15 protein-coding genes are annotated in these 17,842 nt (G+C 74.0%); 4 read left to right on the top strand and 11 right to left on the bottom strand.

The features are described from left to right. Positions 1–6: 6 nt before the first annotated feature. Entirely contained in the window at positions 7–660 is a 654-nt protein-coding gene (locus AB0K51_RS22590; protein WP_363458387.1) for a GNAT family N-acetyltransferase, read from the bottom strand. Continuing rightward, entirely contained in the window at positions 552–2,312 is a 1,761-nt protein-coding gene (locus AB0K51_RS22585; RefSeq protein ID WP_363458365.1) for an IucA/IucC family protein, read from the bottom strand. Before AB0K51_RS22585 ends, AB0K51_RS22590 begins: the two co-directional genes overlap by 109 nt. Before the next feature lie 256 nt (positions 2,313–2,568). Here AB0K51_RS22585 and AB0K51_RS22580 point away from each other — a divergent pair, with 256 nt between their 5' ends. Together AB0K51_RS22580 and AB0K51_RS22575 are read left to right on the top strand one after the other, a co-directional pair. Beyond that, a complete protein-coding gene (locus AB0K51_RS22580) occupies positions 2,569–3,663 on the top strand; it encodes a hypothetical protein (protein WP_363458363.1) in 1,095 nt (364 codons plus the stop codon). A gap of 55 nt (positions 3,664–3,718) precedes the next feature. After that, positions 3,719–4,879 carry a hypothetical protein gene (locus AB0K51_RS22575; protein ID WP_363458361.1) on the top strand — a complete coding sequence of 387 codons (1,161 nt, stop codon included), beginning with the start codon at positions 3,719–3,721 and terminating at the stop codon, positions 4,877–4,879. A gap of 66 nt (positions 4,880–4,945) precedes the next feature. Here AB0K51_RS22575 and hflX read toward each other — a convergent pair whose 3' ends face one another. The 5 genes from hflX to miaA form a co-directional block, all read right to left on the bottom strand. Then, positions 4,946–6,448 carry a GTPase HflX gene (hflX, locus tag AB0K51_RS22570; RefSeq protein ID WP_363458359.1) on the bottom strand — a complete coding sequence of 501 codons (1,503 nt, stop codon included), beginning with the start codon at positions 6,446–6,448 and terminating at the stop codon, positions 4,946–4,948. Positions 6,449–6,455: 7 nt separating this feature from the next. Then, a complete protein-coding gene (locus AB0K51_RS22565; RefSeq protein ID WP_363458357.1) occupies positions 6,456–8,720 on the bottom strand; it encodes an HD domain-containing protein in 2,265 nt (754 codons plus the stop codon). Between the two features lie 188 nt (positions 8,721–8,908). Continuing rightward, the gene (dapF, locus tag AB0K51_RS22560) at positions 8,909–9,796 is read right to left on the bottom strand and encodes a diaminopimelate epimerase (protein ID WP_363458355.1); all 888 of its coding nucleotides are present in this window, start codon (positions 9,794–9,796) and stop codon (positions 8,909–8,911) included. 62 nt (positions 9,797–9,858) lie between these two features. Beyond that, on the bottom strand, positions 9,859–10,296 hold the full coding sequence (locus tag AB0K51_RS22555) for a hypothetical protein (RefSeq protein WP_363458353.1): 438 nt from the start codon (positions 10,294–10,296) through the stop codon (positions 9,859–9,861). A 341-nt stretch (positions 10,297–10,637) separates the two neighbouring features. Then, positions 10,638–11,594, bottom strand: a complete 957-nt coding sequence (miaA, locus tag AB0K51_RS22550; protein WP_363458352.1) for a tRNA (adenosine(37)-N6)-dimethylallyltransferase MiaA — start codon at positions 11,592–11,594, stop codon at positions 10,638–10,640. Positions 11,595–11,713: 119 nt separating this feature from the next. Between miaA and AB0K51_RS22545 the strand changes: the two genes are divergently transcribed. Continuing rightward, entirely contained in the window at positions 11,714–11,938 is a 225-nt protein-coding gene (locus AB0K51_RS22545) for an antitoxin (RefSeq protein WP_363458350.1), read from the top strand. A gap of 19 nt (positions 11,939–11,957) precedes the next feature. On the opposite strand, the gene AB0K51_RS22540 is transcribed toward AB0K51_RS22545, so the two are convergent. Then, the gene (locus tag AB0K51_RS22540) at positions 11,958–12,653 is read right to left on the bottom strand and encodes a hypothetical protein (RefSeq protein ID WP_363458348.1); all 696 of its coding nucleotides are present in this window, start codon (positions 12,651–12,653) and stop codon (positions 11,958–11,960) included. A gap of 211 nt (positions 12,654–12,864) precedes the next feature. Next, positions 12,865–14,352 carry a tRNA (N6-isopentenyl adenosine(37)-C2)-methylthiotransferase MiaB gene (miaB, locus tag AB0K51_RS22535; RefSeq protein ID WP_363458385.1) on the bottom strand — a complete coding sequence of 496 codons (1,488 nt, stop codon included), beginning with the start codon at positions 14,350–14,352 and terminating at the stop codon, positions 12,865–12,867. Between the two features lie 72 nt (positions 14,353–14,424). On the opposite strand from miaB, the gene AB0K51_RS22530 reads away from it, so the two are divergent. Beyond that, positions 14,425–15,450: a TAXI family TRAP transporter solute-binding subunit gene (locus AB0K51_RS22530; protein ID WP_363458346.1), complete on the top strand. Its 1,026-nt coding sequence runs from the start codon at positions 14,425–14,427 to the stop codon at positions 15,448–15,450. An 18-nt stretch (positions 15,451–15,468) separates the two neighbouring features. Here AB0K51_RS22530 and AB0K51_RS22525 read toward each other — a convergent pair whose 3' ends face one another. Together AB0K51_RS22525 and AB0K51_RS22520 are read right to left on the bottom strand one after the other, a co-directional pair. Then, a complete protein-coding gene (locus AB0K51_RS22525) occupies positions 15,469–16,899 on the bottom strand; it encodes a HAMP domain-containing sensor histidine kinase (protein WP_363458344.1) in 1,431 nt (476 codons plus the stop codon). Positions 16,900–16,905: 6 nt separating this feature from the next. Next, on the bottom strand, positions 16,906–17,625 hold the full coding sequence (locus tag AB0K51_RS22520; RefSeq protein WP_363458342.1) for a response regulator transcription factor: 720 nt from the start codon (positions 17,623–17,625) through the stop codon (positions 16,906–16,908). Positions 17,626–17,842: the final 217 nt, after the last annotated feature.

Here is a 17,842-nt window from a genome sequence, read left to right as displayed (position 1 = left end):
GTCGTCCTAGGATTCGACGCGCTGACGGACCATCAGGGCAGCGCGTTTGTCGGGCAGGTCGAGCTCGGCGGCGCGGGTGAACCCGGCGGCGGCGAACGCCCGGACGGACGGCGTGTTGCGGACGTCCGGTTCGGCGAGCACCCGGGTGCAGGCCCGGTGGCGCTCCAGCAGCCGGGTGGCGATCGCGTCGAGCAGCAGGGCGCCGAGTCCGCGGCCGCGGGCGGCCGGGGGGCCGAGCAGCAGGTGCAGGCCGGTGTCGTACGGGCGGGCCGGGTAGTGCGCGGCGAGCGGGTCGAGGTCGGCGCGGTACAGCTCGAAGTAGCCGGTGGGCGCGCCGTCGAGCAGTGCGATCCGGGGCTGGCTGCGGCCGTCGCCGGCGAGCTGCGGGGCGAGGTGCGCGGCGGTGGTGGCGGGCGGGCCGGCCAGCTCCCACCAGGCGGCCACCGCCGGGTCGTTCATCCAGCCGGTGAGCAGGTCGAGGTCGTCGGGGAGCCGGACCGGCCGGAGCACGAGTTCTCCGGCCGGGGTGGGCATCGGGCCGAGGTCGGGTGTCACGCCCGGGCCACCGGGTTGTCGATCTCCACGTACACCGACTGGGTCTCCACCGGGCCGACCAGTTCGTCCAGGCCGTGCAGCCGGGTCAGCAGGTTGGCCTTGCAGCGCAGGGTCGGCGCGTCCAGCAGGTGGGCGGGCAGCGTCGAGCCGGTGGCCCGGGCGGCCTCGCCGGACAGGAAGCGGCGCAGCGCGGCGAGCAGCACCTGTTCGTCGGCGAGCCGCTGGGAGCCGAAGGCGCCGATCAGGCCGAGCACGTGGTTGATGCCGAGGTAGTAGGCGAAGCGTTCGTCGGCGACCGCGTCGGGGACGAAGGTGTCGCTGCGGGCGCCGAGTTCGGGCAGCCGGGCGTGCAGCCGGTCGGTGTGCGAGGCGCGGAAGTAGTAGCCCTGGTTGTCGCGGTAGCGGCCGCCGGTCGGCCAGCCCTCGGCGTCCAGCAGCACCAGGCTGTTCTGCTGGTGGGCTTCGAGGGCGATGCCGGCCTGGCCGTCCAGCCAGAGGATCGGCAGCACCACGGCGTCCAGGTACCGCAGGAACCACTCGGTGGCGACGGTCGGCCCCGGCCGTCCGGTGCGGGCCGCCAACTCTCCCAGGATGTTCGCGAGTTGCGAGGTGAGCCGGCCGATCGGCTGTTCGGCGACCAGCCCGGCGACGCACAGCGCCCGGTCGGCGGGCGTGAACGGCTGCTGCCGCAGCACGGTGTCCAGGCCGTTCGGGTCGCCGAGGGCCGGGTGGTCGACGCCGATCCAGGCCGGGTCGCGGACGATGTCGAAGCCCGGGTGGGCGGCGTGCCAGCGCTTGGCGAGCCCGGCGGTCAGCAGCCGGTGCACCTCGGCGCCGCGGTGCAGCTCCTTGCGCAGGTTCTCCCGGCGGGAGTTGGTGATCCGCAGGCCCAGCGACAGCTTGAGCATCCACGGGGTGCCGGGCCGGCAGACGGTGCGCACCGAGCTGGTCGGGTGCCAGGGCTCGCCGTGCTGGCCGAGGTCGCGCAGCAGGCCCGCGTCGAGCAGCTCGGCGACGGCCGGGCGCAGCGCCAACTCCCGGGCCTGCCACGGGTGCAGCGGCAGGACGGCGGTGCCCGCGGGCACCGCGCGGCCGTACAGCTCGGCGGTGAGCTGCTCGGCGGGCGTGCCGGTGGCGGAGTCGGCCGCCAGCAGCGAGCGGTCCACGGCCCACCAGTGCAGCTTGAACGAGCCGTGCAGTTCGGGCGAGTACGCGGCGGACTGGGCCGGGCCGAGGCCGTCGCGGCTCTTCGGGGTGGGGTGCAGCGGGTGGCCGAGCAGCAGCGACTGCTCGGCGCGCAGGAACGGGTCGGCGGGGGCGGTGGAGATCGACCGGCGGTGGGCGAGGATCTCCGCGGTGCGGCCCACCGAGTCGGCCACCCGGGCCGTCAGGTCGGCGAGTTGGCCCGGCTCGGGGCGTCCGGTGGCGCCCGCCACCAGGGCGGCGACGGTGACGGCGTCCACCGGGTGCTCGTCGGCGCCGGTGGAGACGGTGGCCGGGCCGAAGCGGTGCCAGCCGCACGCGGACCAGTGCGCCACCGGCGCGGACAGCTGCGCGGCGCCGCCGAGCACCGGGATGCGCAGCACCCCGCCGTCCGGGCGCGGGGCCGCGGTCTCCCGGGCCCAGCAGCGCAACAGGCTCTCGGTGGCGGCGTGTTCGGCGGCGACGGCCGGATCGGGGTCGAGCAGCGGGTCCGGGACGGGGTGCCCGGCGGCCGGCCGGGCAGCCGGGAGGACTCCGGTGAGGGTGGTGGCCAAATCCGCTCCTTGAGCCGCGCGATTGCCTTCAGGTAAGGGCTACCTATCCCGCGCGTCCCGGCACAAGATCAGCTCACTCGTTCCAGTGACTTTCCGACGATCACTCACCCGTCCGTGTGAGAGCTGCGACCCTGACGCGCCGTCACGGTCACGTTTCGGTGACCGGACGTCAACAGGAGCGCACCGCCCGCGAGGCCGTCGGGGACGGATGGAAGACTGTCCCTCGGGGAGACGGACTGCCACAGGGGGATGGACGATGGCGATCGGGCGTCGGGCCGTGGCCGCACTGACCGCGGCGGCCGTGCTGTGCGGGGTCGCCGCGTGCACCTCGGGCGGCGGCGACGGGGGCGAAGGGCCGCACGGCTTCGCCGAGTTGAAGCACTGGGGCTTCGCCGACTGGGACCGCTGGGCGCAGCGGCACGGCTTCCGCAACCCGGCGGTGCCGGGCCTGTGGAGCGCCGAGCGGATGGACCAGGCGCCGCCGCAGCAGCCCGCCGCCGTCCCCGAGCCGTCGCCCGCCTCGCCCGCGCCGTCCTCGGCCGCGCCGTCGGCTTCCGCCTCGGCCCCGGCCGCGCCGCCCGCCGTGCAGGCCCAGCCGGTGCCGCGGCCCTACACCGGGTACCCGGCCTCCGGGAAGGTGTTCATGACCGCGCCGAACGGCGGCACCGGCCAGTGCTCGGCCACCGTGGTCGCCTACCCGCAGCACCCCGGCAAGTCCGACCTGGTGTGGACCGCCGCGCACTGCGTCCACGAGGGCAAGGGCGGCGACTGGTACAAGAACCTGGTCTTCGTGCCCGCCTACAACTCCTCCGGCGCGGCCAGCGACCACCACAAGGCGGCCCTCGCCGAGATCGCCCCGCTGGGCCAGTGGTGGGCCGACCAGGTGATCACCTCGCCGCTGTGGACCACCGAGGGCACCCGGGGCGGCGACGCCGCCAACCAGTACGACTTCGCCGTGATGAAGGTGCACGGACCCGAGGGCGAGCAGCGCTCGCTGGAGGAGGTGATCGGTACCGCCGTGCCGGTCTGGTTCGACGCCCCGCGCGAGCAACTCGCCATCCAGGCCTGGGGATACCCGGCCACCCCGCCCTTCGACGGCCAGGAGCTGCAGCGCTGCGACTCCGGCCGCCCGGGCTCCCGCAGCTTCGACGCGAACCGCCCGGCGATGCTGGTGATCGGCTGCACGATGACCGGCGGCGCCTCCGGCGGCGGCTGGTTCGCCGACGGCCCGGACGGCCGCCAGCGGCTGGTCAGCAACACCTCGATCGGCACCCAGGCGCACACCGCGCTGAACGGCCCCTACCTGGAGGGCGTCGCCCGCCAGGCACTCGACTACATCTCCCGGAAGTGACCCCGCGTCACCTCCACCCGACAGTCCGACCGCCAGACGAACACGGGGATCGCCCATGACCACCACCACGCACCGCACGCCGCGCCGCGGCCGGGCCGCCGCCGCGGCGGCCCTGGTGACCGTCCTCGCCCTGACCGCCACCGCCTGCCAGAACGACGACCCGAAGCCGGGCGTCGCCGCGAGCGGCACCGCCTCCAAGCCGAGCATCGACCTGAAGGACATCCAGGACGCCCTCGCCAAGGTCGCCAGCTGGACCGCCGACGACTGGGCGGACTGGGCCTCCAAGCACGGCTTCAAGCCCGAGGACGTCGCGGCCCTCAAGGACTTCTGGGACCAGGGCAAGCTGAACTCGGCCAAGGGCGTCAAGCCCAAGGAGGCCAACGTCGCGCAGGCCAAGACGCCGACCCGGGCCGAGGTGGTCTTCCCGAACGCGATCCCCGCCAAGGCCCAGCCGCACCCCTACAACCCGGACACCGCGGTGGTCGGCAAGATCTTCATGCAGATCGCCGCCGACAGCTACGCCGAGTGCTCCGGCACCGTGGTCGCCGACCCGCAGCACCCCGGCAAGTCCAACCTGGTGTGGACCGCCGCGCACTGCGTCCACGAGGGCAAGGGCGGCGACTACTTCAAGAAGATCAGCTTCGTGCCCGCCTACAACAAGGCCGGCGCGGCCAGCAACGGCAGGAAGGGCACCTTCGAGCAGGTCGCCCCGCTCGGCGTGTGGGCGGCCCGGAACATCTACGTGATGCCGCAGTGGGGCGCCGAGGGCGGCGAGAAGGGCGGCCCGGCCAGCCAGTTCGACTTCGCGGTGATCCGGGTGGTCAACCAGAACGGCGGCAGCAAGTCGCTGGAGGAGACGGTCGGCGGCGCCGTCCCGATCTGGTTCGGCGCCCAGCCCGACCAGATCACCACGCCCTCCGCCTACGGCTACCCCGCCGACGACCCGTTCGACGGCCAGGAGCTCGAGCACTGCGACTCCGCGGCCAAGCCGACCCCGTACGTCTACGACGCCTCCCGGCCGCCGATGCTCTCCATCGGCTGCACCATGACCGGCGGCTCCAGCGGCGGCGGCTGGTTCACCCGGCACGACGGCAAGCTCGCCCTGTTCTCCAACACCTCGGTCGGCAACACCCCCACCAGCATGCTGGCCGGCCCCAACCTGGGCCAGGACGCGAAGCGGATGTTCGACGCGTTCCTGCAGTCCAAGCAGCAGTAGGCGGCAACGCGAAGGGGTGCGGGGAACGGCCTGCGCCGTTCCCCGCACCCCTTCGGTGCGACGTGCCTACGCGGTGACGACCGCGAAGCGCTCCAGCTCGCTCGCCAGCGTCGCCGCCACCTTGGCGTGCAGCAGGGTGCCCTCCGCGGTGTGCTCGGTGGCGAGCAGCTCGCCCTCCGCGTGCACCCGGGAGACCAGGTCGCCGCGGGTGTAGGGCACCACGACCCGGACCTCGACGGCCGGGCGCGGCAGCTCCTGGTCGATCAGCGCCAGCAGCTCCTCGATGCCCTGCCCGGTGCGGGCCGAGACCACGATGGCGTGCGGCTCGCGGCGCAGCAGCCGCTGCAGGACCGTCGGGTCCGCGGCGTCCGCCTTGTTGATCACCACGATCTCCGGCACGCCCTGCGCCTCGACCGACACGATGACCTCGCGGACCGCGGCCAGCTGGGTCTCCGGCTCGGGGTGCGAGCCGTCGACGACGTGCAGGATCAGGTCGGCGTCGCCGACCTCCTCCATGGTGGAGCGGAACGCCTCGACCAGGTGGTGCGGCAGGTGCCGGACGAAGCCGACGGTGTCGGCCAGCGTGTACACCCGGCCGCTCGGGGTCTGCGCCCGGCGGACGGTCGGGTCCAGGGTGGCGAACAGCGCGTTCTCCACCAGGACGCCGGCCCCGGTGAGCCGGTTGAGCAGCGAGGACTTGCCAGCGTTGGTGTACCCGGCGATGGCCACCGAGGGCACCTGGTGGCGCCGCCGCTCCTGCCTCTTGGTGTCGCGGCCCTTCTTCATCTCGGCGATCTCCTTGCGGAGCTTCGCCATCTTCTCGCGGATCCGCCGCCGGTCGGTCTCGATCTTGGTCTCACCGGGACCACGGGTGGCCATGCCGCCGCCCGAGGAGCCGGAGCCACCGCCACCCATCTGCCGGGACAGCGACTGACCCCAACCGCGCAGCCGCGGCAGCATGTACTGCATCTGCGCCAGCGAGACCTGCGCCTTGCCCTCCCGGGACTTGGCGTGCTGGGCGAAGATGTCCAGGATCAGCGCGGTGCGGTCGACCACCTTGACCTTGACCACGTCTTCGAGGTGGATCAGCTGACCGGGCGTCAGCTCACCGTCGCAGACCACGGTGTCGGCACCGGTGGAGGCGACGATGTCGCGCAGCTGCTGGGCCTTGCCGGAGCCGATGTAGGTGGCGGCGTCGGGCTTGTCGCGGCGCTGGATCACGCCGTCCAGGACCTCGGAACCGGCGGTCTCGGCGAGGGCGGCGAGCTCGGCCATCGAGTTCTCCGCCTCCTCCAGCGTGCCGTCCGTCCACACGCCGACGAGCACCACGCGCTCCAGGCGGAGCTGGCGGTACTCGACTTCGGTGACGTCCTGCAGTTCGGTGGAGAGCCCGGCGACACGGCGAAGTGCGGCGCGCTCGGAGCGGTCGTACTGCTCTCCGTCGTAGGTGTTGCCGAGGTCCTCGTCGATCGCCGCGAGGTCCTCGTCCATCAGGGCTTCCGCCTTGAGGTCGGCGAGTCGGCTGGCGGACTCGCTCGATCGGGTGCGGCTGTCGAACGTGGAGGTCATTGCATCCTTAGGTTGATCTGATCGTGCTCTCGGACAACACGGCGGAGTCGCCGTGAATTCCCCACGATGGTCGCACGCCCGCTGTGCCCGAGTCATCCCCATTACCGGCCGCCGCGCCGCCGCGGCCGGGCGGGACGCCGGGTGCCTCCTCCAGCCCGCCGGGCCGGTAGACGTCGTAGACGCCGGAGACCCGCAGCATCGCCCGCATCACCGCGGGCAGCGCCGCGGCGTCCGGCAGCTCGACGGTGTAGGTGTGCCGGACCCGCAGCTGGCGGGGCGGTTCGACGTCGGCGGAGAAGATCGACACGTCCTCGCCGGAGATCGCCGCGGTCAGGTCGGCCAGCAGCCGGGGGCGGTTCAGCGCCTCGGCGTACAGGGTGGCGCGGTAGCCCCAGCGCGGGGCGCCGCCGGGCAGCCAGGCCACCTCCAGCGGGCGGCGGCCGGTGCGCAGCATCCGCTCGCCGGTGGCGCAGTCGGACCTGTGCACGGCGACCGCGCCGCCGCGGATCAGGAAGCCGGTCACCCGGTCGGGCGGCACGGGGGTGCAGCAGCGGGCCAACCGGACGGCGGCGCCCGGCAGTTCGGGCACCTCGGCGGGGGCGGCCGCGGGCGCGGCGGGCAGCGCGGCGGGCAGCGGCGCACCGGTGGTGGGGGCCTGCTCCTCGGCGGGGGCGGGCGGCGGGCGCTGGGCGAGCCGGCGCTCGATCGCGAGCCGGGCGGCGGGGGTGCGGACGAACTCGGGCCACTGCGGGTCGGGGCCGCTCTCCTCACCCGCCGGGGCGGTGATCACGCCGAGCACGTCGCCGTCGCGCAGTTCGGTGGAGAGCGCGGTGAGCCGGCCGTTGACCCGGGCGCCGATACATCGGTGGCCGATCTCCTCGCCGAGCAGGTAGGCGGCGTCCAGGCAGCTCGCCGCGGCGGGCAGGTGCAGGGTGACGCCGTCCTCGGTGACGGCGGTGATCTCCCGGTCGTCGGAGAGGTCGGCGGTCAGCGCCGTCCAGAAGGCGTCCGGGTCGGGGATGTCCTGCTGCCACTCCAGCAGCCGGGCCAGCCAGCCGGGGCGGGCCGGGTCGGTGCGGTCATCGCCGTCCTCCTCGGCGCCCGGCGCGGCCGGCCCGCCGTGCGGGTCGCCGAGCGCGACCACGCCGGTCTCGGCGATCTCGTGCATCCGGCGGGTGCGCACCAGCACCTCGATCACCTCGCCGCCGGGCAGCGCCACGGCGGTGTGCAGCGACTGGTACAGGTTGAACTTGGGCGCCGCCACGAAGTCCTTGAACTCGCCGGGCAGCGGCGTCCAGCAGGTGTGCAGCTCGCCGAGGACGGCGTAGCAGTCGGCGTTCTCGTCGACCACCACCAGCAGCCGGCCGAAGTCGCCGGGGCGCAGGCCGGCCCCGTCGGCGGCGGCGCCGCGCCCCAGCAGCACCCGGTGCAGCGAGACCCGGTGCCGGGGGCGGACGGTGACGGTGGCGGCGATCCCGGCCTCGGCGAGCTGGCGGCCGAGCTCGGCGGCGAACGGGGTGAGCACGGCGTCGCCCTCCGCGGCGCGGGCGACGGCGATCGCCCCGGCCCGCTCGTACTCCTCGGGGTGCAGGGTGGCGAACACGATGTCCTCGAGCTCGGCCTTGACCACCTGGATGCCCAGCCGCTCGGCGAGCGGGATCAGCACGTCCCGGGTCACCTTGGCGATCCGGACCTGGCTGGCCGGCTTCATGTGCCGGATGGTGCGCATGTTGTGCAGCCGGTCGGCGAGCTTGATCACCATCACCCGGACGTCGTCGCCGGTGGCGACCAGCATCTTGCGGAAGGTCTCGGGTTCGGCGGCGGCCCCGAAGTCGACCTTCTCCAGCTTGGTGACGCCGTCGACCAGGTAGGCCACCTCGGGGCCGAAGTCCTCGGCGACCTGAGCCAGCGTCACCTCGGTGTCCTCGACCGTGTCGTGCAGCAGCGAGGCGACCAGTGTGGTGGTGTCCGCGCCGAGCTGGGCGAGGATCATGGTCACCGCGAGCGGGTGGGTGATGAACGGCTCGCCGCTCTTGCGGGTCTGGCCGCGGTGGCTCTCCTCGGCGAGCCGGTAGGCCCGGCCGAGCAGCGCCAGGTCGGCGTTGGGTCGGTGCACCCGGTGGGCCTGGACGATCGGCTCGATCGCGTCCGGGAAGGGGGTCCGCCCGGTGGCCAGCAGGGCCGCCCGGCCCGCCCGGCCCAGCGCGGCGCGGCTGAACCGGCCCGCCTGCTGCTTGGACGGCGAGTCCGCCGACTCGGAGCGGATGGTCATCTGCACCTCCGGCAGCAACACCGGAGCGACGGCCGACCCGGTGGTCCATGCTACCGAGCAGACCACGTTCCGCGAGCCCCCGCTTCCCCTCCGTCACCCGGATCACCCGAACGGGGGGATTAACCCGATCCCGGGCTGGGAAGCGGGGCCTGACGCCGCATCGGGCCCGCGACCGGCGCGGGCTGACGCTACTTCAGCACGCCCTCGGCGACGATCACCGCGGGGCCGGTCATCTCGATCCGGCCGTCCGGGAACTCCTCGATCACCAGCCGCCCGCCGGGCACGTCCACGGTGTAGCTGACGGGCCGTCCGGTGACGGCCGGGTCGTTGCCGTCGCGCCGGGCCGCGGCCACCGCGACCGCGCAGGCGCCGGTGCCGCAGGAGCGGGTCTCGCCGGAGCCGCGCTCGTGCACCCGCATCGCCACGTGCCGCTCGCCGCGGTCGACCACGAACTCCACGTTGACGCCCTGCGGGTAGACCCCGTCGGGCGCGGTGGCCGGCGCCTCGTAGAGGTTCCCGGCGTCGGCGAGGTCGGCGACGAAGGCCACCGCGTGCGGGTTGCCCATGTTGACGTTGAGCGCGGGCCAGCTGTGCGCGCCCACGGTGACGGTGATCCCGTCCGGGCCGGGCAGCCGGGCGCTGCCCATGTCCACGGTGACCTGGCCCGGGGCGCCGTCCGCGGCGTCCTCGGCGATCCGCACCCGGCGCACGCCGGCCCGGGTGGCGACCGCCAGCGGGCCCGGCTTCGCGTGGCCGGCGTGCACCAGGTAGCGGGCGAAGACCCGCACGCCGTTGCCGCACATCTCGGCGATGGAGCCGTCGGCGTTGCGGTAGTCCATGAACCACTCGGCCTCGTCGGCCATCGCCGCCGCGGCCGGGTCGGCCGCCGAGCGGACCACCCGGAGCACGCCGTCGGCGCCGATGCCCGCCCGGCGGTCGCAGAGTGCGGCGACCGTCTCGGCGGGCAGTTCCAGCGCGCCGTCCGGGTCGGGGATGATCACGAAGTCGTTCTGGGTGCCGTGCCCCTTGAGGAAGGCCGTCCCGCTGATCCGCTCGATGCCGCTGCGCTCGCTCACACCATCGATCGTAGCCGTCCGCCGCGCTCGGGCCCGAAGCCGTCCGGGCAGCGGACGGGCCGTCAGCCGCGCAGCTGCACGACCCGCCACAGGGCCAGCGCCAGGGCGGCGCACACCAGCAGGGTGTAGACCACGATCGCCTTCCACCCGGCCCGCTCGGCACTGCCGCGGCGCGGCACCCCCGGCCACTTGTAGCCGGCCCGGCGGGCGGCCATCGCGCCCCAGCCGACCGAGGCGGCGGTGATCAGCAGGCCCAGCATCCCGATCATCGCGGTGGCGCCGTCGCTGCCGAAGGCCAGCGGGAAGGCGAACATCAGCGAGCCGATCATCGCGGTGCCGGCGATCGGCAGGATCTGCCACCAGCGCAGTCGGCGGCGCGGGCGGATGTCCCGCTCGTGCACCACGCCGGCCACGCCGAGGTCGTCGATCGCCGGGAGGGCGACCGCGTACGAGGTGGTGGGAACGGCGAGTTCGGGAAGAGTCTCCGAACCGTCGGACATACCGCCGATCAGCTCATCGGTTTCGGGGCCGGTACCCGTTGACACGCGGCCTCCCCTGACGGCTCGACACGAGCTCACAGGCTCGCGGGCGGTGAGGCCGGCCCGCGTGCCGGGCCTCGGTGCTACCGATGATGGCATGTGCAAGCAGTCGGACAGGGCGTCCCACGGCTTGATCGGGTGATCCGATGCCAGGACGTGATCCCGCCGTGACCGCCGGTTCCTTCTGCACCTGCGCCTGCCGGTGCAGCTGCCCGAGCAGCTGGCCGGATCGGGTCGGTTCGCAGCCGAAACCCGCCGGTCAGCCGGATTGCGCCGCTGGTCGGCGGGCTACCCGGCACCGGTCAGGACGCGCCGTCCCGGTCGATCAGTTCCAGCGAGCGGCCCAGCAACTCCACCGGGTCGGCGCCCTCGGGTCGTTCCAGCCAGTGGATCCGCTCGTCCCGGCGGAACCAGGACTCCTGCCGCCGGGCGAACCGGCGGGTCGCCCGCACCGTCTCCGCGCGCGCCTCGTCCTCGGTGCACTCGCCCGCGAAGTACGCCAGCACCTGCTGGTAGCCGAGCGCCCGACTCGCCGTCAGCCCCTCCCGCAGGCCGGCCTTCTCCAACTCCCGCACCTCGTCCAGCAGCCCGGCCTGCCACATCCGGTCCACCCGCAACTCGATCCGGGCGTCCAGCTCCGGCCGCGGCACCTGGACGCCGATCTGCACCGCCCGGTAGACCTCCCGCTGGACCGGCAGGTTCGCGGTGAACGGCTTCCCGGTGATCTCGATGACCTCCAGCGCCCGGACGATCCGCCGCCCGTTGCTCGGCAGGATCGCCTCCGCCGCCGCCGGGTCCAGCTCCGCCAGCCTGCGGTACAGCGCCCCCGGGCCGACCGCGGCCAGCTCCTCCTCCAGCCGGGCCCGCACCGCGGCGTCCGTACCCGGGAACTCCATCTCGTCGACCGCCGCCCGCACGTACAGCCCCGAGCCGCCGACCAGCACCGGGATCCGCCCGGCCGCCAGCAGCCGGTCCATCTCGGCCCTGGCGAGGCGCTGGTACTCCGCCACCGACGCGGTCTCGGTCACGTCCCAGACGTCCAGCAGGTGGTGCGGGATGCCGCCGCGCTCCTCGACGGTCAGCTTCGCCGTGCCGATGTCCATCCCCCGGTACAGCTGCATCGAGTCGGTGTTCACCACCTCCCCGCCCAGCTCGCGGGCGATCGCCACCGCCAGGTCGGACTTGCCGGCGGCGGTCGAACCGACCACCGAGACGACCCGGCGGGGGGAAGCGGACGAGGAGGAGGGGGAGCTGCTCACCCCTCCAGTCTCGCAAAAGCCACGTGGTGTCCGTGTCACGGGCACCACCGAGGGGGATGATCCGTTGTGTCTGGGACGGATCCGACCCGATGAGCCCCGATAAGCGAGGAATGCGCGCAATGAGCCTGATGGACAACCTCAAGGGCAAGGCCGAGGAGCTCAAGGAGAAGGCCAGCGAGCTGGCCGGGAAGCACGGCGAGAAGATCGACACCATGGTCGACAAGGCCGGTGACACCATCGACCGCGCCACCAAGCACAAGTACAGCGAGAAGATCGAGAGCGGCACCGCCAAGGCCAAGCACGCCCGCGACGACTTCGCCAGCAAGCCCAAGGACGGCGACTGACCGGCCGGGAGCGGCGCGCTCAGCGCCAGGAGGCCACCAGGTAGCCGACGCCGTACGGCGCTGCGTCGTACCGCAACTCGCCGGTCAGCCCGGCGCCGGTCGCGGCGCCCGCGAGCACCTGCCACGGGGCCCGGCCCTCGGCCGCCAGCTCGGCCGCCAGCTGCGGGTCGAGGGCGGCCAGCGCCACCGGGTCGGCCGCAGCGAGGGCCTCGGCGATCGCCGCGTCGTACGGTTCGGCGCGCTCGTCCAGGTAGCCCGGCGCCTTGACGGAGCGCCGGGCGCTGCCGTCGCCGAGCACCAACAGGCCGACGCGGTCGGCGAGTTCGGCCAGACCCTGGCCTAGGCCGAGGAGCCGCTCCGGGGCGGTGTCCGGGCGCACCGCGACCGCGTGCGTCGGCACCCGCGCCCCGGCCTCCTCCAGCAGCCACGCCCCGACGGTCAGCGACGGCGGCAGCTCCGGCCCGTCGACCCCGCCGAGCGGCAGCCGCACCGCCTTCGCCACCCCGTACCGGTGGAACGACCCGGCCCCGCCCTCGGTCCAGACCCCGCCCCGCTCGCCGACCCCCACCGCCACGACCAGCTCGACCGCCCCGGCCAACTCCCTGACGGCCTCCAGGCAGGCGGCCCGCAACTCGGCGGCCTCCGCCGCAGCCCCCGCCGCGACCTCAGGCACGAGCAGCGGCGGGCAGGGGCACACGGCGGCGGCAACAAGCATGACGATCACTCTACGCTGGCGCGAAACAGGGGCGCTGGGGGCACCTCCCGGCCCCCCTCGGGGCTGGGGGCGGAACTGCGCGAGCAACCGGCAGCCCACCGCAAGGTCGCGCCGCGAGTGCAAGTGACTGCCGACGGCGCGACCTGGCTGGTGGGTGCCTTCCGCTGCGCGCAGTTCCCCGCGCCCCTGACGGTGCGACCTGCCGAAGGCATCAGTCGCAGCCGCAGCCCGGGGCCGCGTCGACCGCCGCCGGCTTGGGGGCGCCGATGCCGGGGAGGCCCAGCATGACGCCGGCGGGCTTCGCGGGGGCGGCCTGGCGCTTCTCCCAGGCGTCGCCCGCGCGGGTGCGGCGGACGTCGAGGACCGGGCCCTCGGCGAGCAGGTGGTGCGGGGCGGCGTAGGTGATCTCGACGGTCACCATGTCGCCGGGGCGCACCCCGCCCTCGGGCCGGCTGAAGTGGACCAGCCGGTTGTCGGGGGCGCGGCCGGAGAGCCGGTCGGTGCGGTCGTCCTTCTTGCCCTCGCCCTCGGCGACCAGGATCTCGAGCTTGCGGCCGACCTGCTTCCTGTTCTCCTCCCAGGAGATCTCCTCCTGGAGGGCGATCAGCCGGTCGTAGCGCTCCTGCACCACGGCCTTGGGGATCTGGTTCTCCATCTCGGCGGCGGGCGTGCCGGGCCGCTTGGAGTACTGGAAGGTGAAGGCGTTGGCGAACCGGGCCTCGCGGACGGTGTGCAGGGTCTGCTCGAAGTCCTCGTCGGTCTCGCCGGGGAAGCCGACGATGATGTCGGTGGAGATCGCGGCGTCCGGCATCGCCTCGCGCACCTTCGCGATGATGCCGAGGAAGCGTTCCTGCCGGTAGGAGCGTCGCATCGCGCGCAGCACGGTGTCGGAGCCGGACTGCAGCGGCATGTGCAGCTGGTGCATCACGTTCGGCGTCTCGGCCATCGCGGCGATCACGTCGTCGGTGAAGTCGCGCGGGTGCGGCGAGGTGAAGCGGACCCGCTCCAGCCCCTCGATCTCGCCGCAGGCGCGCAGCAGCTTGCTGAACGCCTCGCGGTCGCCGAGGTCGGACCCGTAGGCGTTGACGTTCTGGCCGAGCAGGGTGACCTCGACGACGCCCTCGGCGACCAGCGCCTCGACCTCGGCGAGGATGTCGCCGGGCCGGCGGTCCTCCTCCTTGCCGCGCAGCGCGGGGACGATGCAGAAGGTGCAGGTGTTGTTGCAGCCGACCGAGATGGCGACCCAGGCGGCGTACGCGGACTCCCGCCGGGTGGGCAGCGTGGAGGGGAAGGTCTCCAGCGACTCGAGGATCTCGACCTGGGCCTTCTGCTCGACCGCGGCGCGCTCCAGCAGGGCGGGCAGGTGGCCGATGTTGTGGGTGCCGAAGACCACGTCGACCCAGGGGGCCTTGCGGACGATGGTCTCGCGGTCCTTCTGGGCGAGGCAGCCGCCGACGGCGATCTGCATTCCGCGGTTGGACTGCTTGGCGGGGGCGAGCCGGCCGAGGTTGCCGTACAGCTTGTTGTCGGCGTTCTCGCGGACCGCGCAGGTGTTGAAGACCACCAGGTCCGGGTCGCCGTCGCCGGCGGCCTTGGTGTACCCGGCCTCCTCCAGCAGGCCGGACAGCCGCTCGGAGTCGTGGACGTTCATCTGGCAGCCGTAAGTGACGACCTTGTAAGTTCGCAAGCTCTCCTCCATACCCACAGAGCAAGGGTACGGGCAGCGGGAAGGGCCTCCCGCCGGGCGGCCCCGGCTGGCACTATCCCTGTCATGGCCGATACGAACGAACCGACCCGGCTGGGTGCAGCGCTGCGGTCCGCCGCCCGCAGCCGGCTGTGCCGGGCGGCGGCGGTGCTGCTGCTGATGGCGGGCGGTCTGGGTGGCTGGTGGTTCTCGTCGGCGGAGCGGGCGGCGTCGCCGCACGGGGAGGTGGCGTTCGCCACCGGGGTCCCGCGCGGGGTGTACGACCGGTACGGGACGCTGCTGAAGCAGCACATGGGCCGGGACATGCCCGGGGTGAAGGTCCGGCTGGACAACTCCGAGGGCTCGCTGGACAACCTGGAGCGGGTGGTCTCCGGCCGGGACGACTTCGCGATGGCCACGGCGGACGCGGTGGCGAGCTTCGACAACCCGGCCAAGCCGAAGCTGCGGGCCATCGCCCGGCTGTACGACGACTACATGCAGCTGGTGGTGCCGGCCGACTCCAAGGTCCGCACCGCCGCGGACCTGCGCGGCCTGCGGGTGGGCGTGGGGCAGCCCAAGTCGGGCGTGAACCTGGTGACCCGGCGGCTGCTGCAGGCGGCCGGGCTGAACCCCGACAAGGACGTCCTGCCGGCGCCGCTCGGGGTCGGCGACGCGGCGGACAAGCTGCGCGCCGGGCAGCTGGACGCGTTCTTCTGGTCCGGCGGCCTGCCCACCGCGGCGCTGACCGACCTGTCCGAGCAGACCAGGATCCGGATCGTCCCGCTGGGCGACCTCTCCGACCGGCTGCACCAGTTGGAGGGCGGCGGGGTGGACGCCTACCGGGCCGCGACCATCCCGGCGGACTCCTACCCGCACATGCAGTCGGCGGACACCGCCGTCCCGACGGTGGCGGTGCCCAACCTGCTGGTGACCCGGGCGGACGTGGACCCGGCGCTGGTGGAGCGGCTGACCCGGGTGGTGATCGACAGCCGGGACGGCATCGGCCTCCAGGTGCACGCCGCGCAGCTGGTGGACCTGCGCACCGCGGTGTACACCGACCCGCTGCCGCTGCACGAGGGCGCGCGGCGCTACTACGTCTCGGTCAAGCCCTGACGGCCGCCTGAGGGGCCGTCACCTCCGGTTGTGGCGGGGGACGGTGAGCAGCACCCGCAGGCCGCTGGGTTCGGCGGGCGCGAAGTCCAGCGAGCCGCCGCCGGCCAGCAGCAGGGTGCGGGCGATGGACAGGCCGAGGCCGGAGCCGTCGACGTTCTGGTGGCGGGAGGAGCGCCAGAACCGGTCGCCGATCCGGGCGAGCTCCTCCTCGGTGAGGCCGGGTCCGGCGTCGGCGACGGTGACGGTGACCTCGTCCTTGCTGATCACCAGGCCGACCTGGACGGCGCTGCCGGGCGGGGTGAACTTCAGCGCGTTGTCGACGACCGCGTCCAGGGCGCTGCCGAAGCCGATCGGGTCCGCCCAGGCGTGTGCCAGCGGGGGTCCCTGCCAGCGCAGTTCGACGCCGCGCTGGTCGGCGAGCGGGCGCCAGGCGTCGATCCGGGCGCGGACCAGCGAGGCCAGGTCGACCGGTTCGGGCTCGGGGCGGGCGCCCTCGGCGGTGGCCAGGCCGAGCAGGTCGTCGAGGACCCGGGCGAGCCGGGCGCCCTCCTCGCGGACCGCGGCGATCTCCACCTCGTGCCCCTCGGGCAGTTCCAGGCCGATCAGCTCGACCCGCAGCAGCAGCGCGGCCAGCGGGTTGCGCAGCTGGTGGGAGGCGTCCGCGACGAAGGCCCGCTGCTGGTCCATGGCGAGCACCACGTGGTCCGCCATGTCGTTGAACGAGATGGCCAGGCGCCGCAGTTCGGGCGGTCCGCCGCTGGGGGCGACCCGGGCGTTCATCCGGCCGGTGGCGATGTCGTGGGTGGCTCGGTCGAGGGTGCGCACCGGGCGCAGCACCCAGCCGGTGAGCCGGACGGCGAGCAGGATGGCGACGATCATGGCGAGCGCCTCGCCGCCCGCGACGACCAGCCAGCGGTGCAGGATGCGCGAGCGCAGCGGCCCGGTGGGCGACTCGGTGAGTACCACGGCGACCACGTCGCCGTCGCGGACCACCGGCAGCGCGACGGTGAGGGTGCGCTCCTCGGTCCACGGCCAGACCTGCGGCGGGTTGTGGCTGCGCCGGCCGGCCAGCGCCTCCCGGTAGGCCTGGTCGCCTGGGCCTGTGTGCGGGACCTGCCAGTCGGCCGGGCCGACCGCGACGGCGCTGCCGTCGCGGCGGAAGACGCCGATCCGGCTGCCGTACAGCTCGTGGTAGCGGGTGACCTCGGCGGTGAGGGCGTGCAGGCGGCCGGCGTCGCCGGGGCCGGGGTCCGGCTCGCCCTTGACGGCGGTGGCGCTGGCCCAGCCCTGGACCGGCAGGTCCTGGGCGAAGCGGGCGCCGTCGTCGATCCGGTCGACCACCACGGCGGACTGCTCGGAGGCCGCGACCAGGTACGCCAGTGGCACCCCGAGCGCGGCCAGCACGCAGGCCATCAGGGCGATCAGGATGCCGAGCAGGCGGTTGCGCACGGGAGGTCAGTGCTCCGGCTCTCCGGCGTCGGGCTGATCGGGGATCAGCCGGTAGCCGACGCCGCGGACCGCCTCGACCAGCCCGGGCAGGCCGAGCTTGGTGCGCAGCGAGCCGATGTGGACCTCCAGGGTGCGGCCGTTGCCCTCCCAGCCGGAGCGCCAGACCTCGCTGAAGATCTGCTCGCGCCGGTAGACCACGCCGGGGCTCTGGGCGAGCAGCGCCAGCAGGTCGAACTCCTTGCGGGTGAGCGGCACGTCGCGGCCGTGCACGGAGACCCGGCGGCGTTCGCGGTCGATCTCGACGCCGCGGGAGGCGAGCGGCCCGCTCCCGGCGGCGGCCGCGTCCTCGGCGGGCTGCGGGGTGCCGCGGCGGGCCACCGCGTGGATCCGGGCGAGCAGTTCGCCCATGTCGTAGGGCTTGACCACGTAGTCGTCGGCGCCGAGGTTGAGGCCGTGGATCCGGGAGCGGATGTCGGCCCGCGCGGTCACCATGATCACCGGCACGCCGCTGCCGGCCCGGATCCGGCTGCACACCTCGAAGCCGTCGCGGTCGGGCAGGCCGAGGTCGAGCAGCACCACCCGGTACGGGTCGCTGCCGTCCGGGACCAGCGCGTCGAGCGCCTCGTGGCCGCTGCGGGCGTGCCGGACCTGGAATCCGTGCCGGCTGAGCACCGCGACCAGGGCGGCCGCGACACGGTCGTCGTCCTCGACCAGGAGCAGGCGCATCCGGTCCCTCTCTGCGGTGTGGTTCGGGTGCGGCCGGGCCGCTTGTCATGGCGGGGCCCTACGGTGGATCGGGCCATCCTGGCATCCATCCCCATCCGGCGTCACCCGGTCAACCCGCTCCGGCAGTCCGTTACTGAGCCGGTATCCGCAACCCCCCGACTACCGGGCGTAGCCGAACCGTGATGCTCAAGTTCCCCTCAGATCGGCTGACGGAGCG

The sequence above is a fragment of the Kitasatospora sp. NPDC049285 genome, assembly GCF_040678815.1.
GTDB lineage: Bacteria > Actinomycetota > Actinomycetes > Streptomycetales > Streptomycetaceae > Kitasatospora.
The sequence above is the reverse complement of the archived record's forward strand: the minus strand, read 5'-3'. Positions and strand labels throughout refer to the sequence as shown.